General features: G+C 47.8%; 4 protein-coding genes. All 4 read left to right on the top strand.

Translation table 11 applies throughout. The features are described 5' to 3' along the window. Positions 1 to 29 precede the first annotated feature (29 nt). The gene (locus tag GX135_07675) at positions 30 to 1,184 is read left to right on the top strand and encodes a hypothetical protein (GenBank protein ID NLN85956.1); all 1,155 of its coding nucleotides are present in this window, start codon (positions 30 to 32) and stop codon (positions 1,182 to 1,184) included. A gap of 25 nt (positions 1,185 to 1,209) precedes the next feature. Further along, complete coding sequence (locus GX135_07670; protein NLN85955.1) at positions 1,210 to 1,746, top strand: cell wall-active antibiotics response protein; 537 nt, start codon at positions 1,210 to 1,212, stop codon at positions 1,744 to 1,746. Between the two features lie 10 nt (positions 1,747 to 1,756). Continuing rightward, complete coding sequence (locus tag GX135_07665) at positions 1,757 to 3,910, top strand: hypothetical protein (protein ID NLN85954.1); 2,154 nt, start codon at positions 1,757 to 1,759, stop codon at positions 3,908 to 3,910. A gap of 34 nt (positions 3,911 to 3,944) precedes the next feature. Continuing rightward, positions 3,945 to 4,236 (top strand): DNA polymerase IV (locus GX135_07660; GenBank protein ID NLN85953.1); only part of this gene is annotated, 292 nt, incomplete at its 3' end.

The raw sequence follows: 4,236 nt of genomic DNA, 5'->3' as shown, positions 1-4,236 counted from the left end.
CCTTCAAGTCCAAAGGTTTGGAAGCAGTTGTGGCGGGAAAAGTTACTGATGATGGGTTTTTGGCGGTGCTGAAAAATGGCGTGCTTTTGGCTCAAATTCCTGCAAATGCTCTCATCCTGGGTGGTGGTGCTCCTGTGTATTCCCCTGCCCAAAAAGAACCGCCTGAGCTTCCCCAAATCGATATTTCAGAAATCCCCAGCGTTCCACACGATGAGATGCTTCTGCGTCTTCTGGCAGAGCCAAACATCACTTCAAAAAAAGACCTTCTCTCCAAATTCAACCCTGCTCCAATGGAAGGAGTTCCAGCCGCGCTGGTTAACATCCCAGGTTTGAATAAAGCCATCTCGATTTCCACGGCTTGCAATTCGCGCCATTGCTATTTGGATCCTTACGAAGGAGCGAAAGCAGCGGTTGCAGAAGCCGCACGTAACGTCGCTTGCAGTGGCGCCAAGCCAATCGCAATCTCAAACTGCCTCAATTTTGGCAGCCCCAAGCGTCCGGAAGTGTTTTGGACTTTTGCCCAGGCGATTCGTGGCATGGGTGATGCCTGCAGAGCTTTTGAAACTCCAGTCACCGGCGGAAATGTCTCTTTCTACAACGAAAGCCCCCAGGGCGCGATTTTGCCCACACCAGTGATTGCCATGCTGGGAATTCTGGAAGATCCTTCCAAAGCTTGCTATCCATGGTTCAAGCGCGGCGGTGATCTCATTGCCTGTTTGGGCGAAGCCTGTTCCTGCCTGGGTGGGTCACAATATCTGAACACACTCATGGGTGAAACTGTCCCACCTGCTCCAAGTTTGGACTTGGAAAAAGAGAAAAACCTGTTGCAGCTCTTGAACGCTCTGGTGGAAAAAGATTTGCTTGCCTCCGCGCGTCCTGTTTCACAGGGTGGGCTTTTGGTGAGCCTTGCTCAAGCTTGTTTCAACCCAGACAAGACTTTCGGCGCAAAGCTGGATTTTGAAACGAGTCATAAACCCGAAACTGAATACTTTGGAGAGTCCAACAGCCGTGCCGCTATCAGCTTTCCGCCTGAAAAGCTGGAAGAAATCCGCAAGCTCTGCGCTGAATACAACACACCCTTCACCCTGTTGGGAAAAGTGAATGACGACACAATCTTTGAAGTCAACCAACACATAAATGAAAAAACCGAGCGTTTGCTTCAGGTTTTCAGTGCTGGAATATAAGAACATATAGGAGAAGGAGATGAAAATGAACTTCTTCATCACGAACGTATTTTGGGGGATTCTGCTCGTGCTTTGGGGCGTTTCACTCATCCTGAAAGGGCTCAATATTGTCGATTTGCCCTTGGTTAAAATCTTTGTTGCAATTGTAATCATCATGTTCGGTGTGAGACTTCTGTTCGGCGGGCGTTGCAGCCACAATGTCAAACATAGCCACAGAGTTGTTCATAGCTCCGGATCTCATGAGCACACAACCGTGTTCGGCTCCCAACTCGTTGATCTGACCAACATTGACCCCAATTCAGATCCCATCGAGGTAAATTCAGTTTTCGGCTCCACAATTGTTCATCTCCCCAGCGATATTGACTTTAAGATCGAATCCTCCGCTGTGTTTGGCCCAGTGGTCATTCCAGCAAAACCGATTACAAACAAACCCTCTTTGGGAACGGTGGAAATTGATGCCAATGCTGTGTTTGGCAAGGTGGTGTTTATTTATAAAAACCCCGTGAGAAAAGGAAGTGATGCTGCTCCGGCAGACAGCTCCCAGGGAGAGCCATCTGAATAAATCAAGACTGTTGAAACTGGCAGCACTTGCGGCTTTGAGCCTGCTTTTGCTGCCTCTTTCTGGCAAGGGTTTGGCATACGTTTTCAGTGGTGGCGGTGCCCGTGGTTTTGCGCAGCTTGGCATGCTGAAAGTGATTGAAGAGGAGGGAATGTATCCGGATTATGTGATTGGTTCCAGTGTTGGCTCTTTGATGGGCGCTCTCTACAGCATGGGCTACAGCGCCGCGGAAGTGGAATCCCTGATGATTGAAGCGAACCTGATAGACGCGGTTTTTGAACGCCAGATCCGCGGAGATTTATTTGATAAAGACAAACGTTGGCCAGACTATGGAACTCTCCGTCTGCCAATGAGTTCAAAAGGAATCCCCAGGCTTCCGGAAGGTTTTATTTCCGGCGCGTTAATTGACCAAAAATTTTCACGCCTATTTCTGCCTGCTTCGCCCTATCGGGATTTTAACAAGCTTCCCATCGCTTTTGTGGGTCATACAATCGACATGCACACTGGAGAACTGATTCTTCATCGGGAAGGCTCGTTGGAACAGGCTGTACGTGGTGCTTCCTCGATTCCAGTGATTATTGGCCCCTTTCCTTATGATGGAATCACACATATCGATGGTGGTCTTTTGCAAAATCTTCCCGCAGTTCAAGCCTTGGAGGTGGGCGCGGACAAGGTTTTGGGCCTCAAGATAAATTTCCCCGTGAAAGGTAATGACCCCAGAGACTTGTATAGCATCCTGAACCATATCATCAACATCGGGATGCACACCAGCATCGACGCGAATCTCGAACTCTGCGACCTGGTTTTGGAGCCCGACCTGACTGGTAATATCAGCATCGAATATTACAAGGCAAAGAAAATCTCCCAGATAGGAGAGGATTATGCCCGCCAAAATATCGATATAATCAGGGCTTTCAGGGATAGCCTTTTGGCAGAAGGCTATGCTTTCAAAAAACCTCAGAAAGTGGCGGAACCGGATACATACCACATCGAAAGCATAATCTGCCGTGAAAACCTTCAAACTCCTTGTACTGACATCATTAAACTGTGTGGACTGAAGGAAGGCTTCGATTATACTCCAGACCAGATTTTGGATGCCTGTGTCCGTGTCTGGAATTCAAAAATGTTTTACACGGTCTATCCTGTGTTGGAACCATCTCAAAATGGTTACACCATGGTTATTTACGTGCGTGAACGCGACCCTCGCTATCTGCATTTGGATCTGAGCTACAATAACCACGATAGATTCAGTATCGGGCTTCTCGCTGAATTTAACAACGTTCTATTTTCGGATTCAAAGCTTTTGGCAGGTCTCTCACTGGGCGGCAATGCTGGCTTAAACCTTGATTTTGTGAAAGATTTCGGACAGTTTAATGCTCCTTATTTAAGGTTTTATCCCTGGATTCAAAAAACCACGGTGCAACGTTTTGACGCCTTAGGAAACTGTTTCGCAGCCTTGGATTCGCTGGATGTGGGCTTTCTCCCTGCCGTGGGTGTTTTTTTGAACAAGTTTTTCAGCGCCGAGCTTTTTGGATATGCCAGCAGATCAAAGCTTTATAACCGGGTTGCGCCCAATTTAACTGAACATTCCTGGCAAAAAGATGGAGGATGGGGTCTCAAACTTTACCATGAGAGCGTGGATTCAGACCTTTTCCCACGCCGGGGTGCGAGAGTTTTTCTAAAATACAACCACGCGCCTTGGGCTGCATTGAGCGATGTCCAATACCAGAGTGCCAGCGCGGACTGCGACTTCTATGCACCACTAGCAAAACCGCTTTCCTTGCGGTTTGGTTTTTCCATGGGCAGCCATTTTGGCAATGCCGACGAAAACACACGTGATCTTTTCCATTACGGTGGTTCTCAAGGTTTCATGGGCTACCAACGTGATCAAATGCCCTCATCCGAATACAAATACGCCACTCTGAGCGCGGTTTTCAACCCTGCCAAAATCTTGTTTTTGGAAGCTGGAGCCCAGGCCCTCAACACCGATGGTATCAAAACTTGGAATATCAGCCAAGACCTCATCTGGGCTTGGTTTGCCTCTGCTGGGATTGATACTCCAGCCGGTCCAATTTGTCTGAAACTTGCTCTGAGAGAAGACGGTAAAACCAATTTCTTCTTTAACGTTGGTTATGACAAGGATTTCTTCCGTTTCTCCAGAAAATAGAACCACTTAATCCCAAACCATTGCTCAAAAACCAATGAGAAAAATCATCCACGTGGATATGGATGCCTACTTTGCCGCGATTGAGATTCGTGAAAACCCCTCTTTAAAAGGAAAATGTGTGATTGTGGGTGGCAGTCCCAACAGCCGCGGTGTGGTTTCAACCTGTTCTTATGAAGCCCGAAAGTTTGGTGTTCACAGCGGCATGAGCTCAAGTCAAGCTTGGCAGCTTTGTCCGCAGGGCATATTTATCATGAGCAATTTTGCGCTCTACCGCGAGGTTTCAAAGCAAATCAGAACAATCTTTCGCAGCTACACGGATAAAGTGG

The organism is Candidatus Cloacimonadota bacterium, from assembly GCA_012522635.1.
In the GTDB taxonomy this organism is placed as follows: domain Bacteria; phylum Cloacimonadota; class Cloacimonadia; order Cloacimonadales; family Cloacimonadaceae; genus Syntrophosphaera.
Note: the sequence above shows the minus strand (reverse complement) of the source record. Positions and strands in the feature narration are given on the sequence as shown.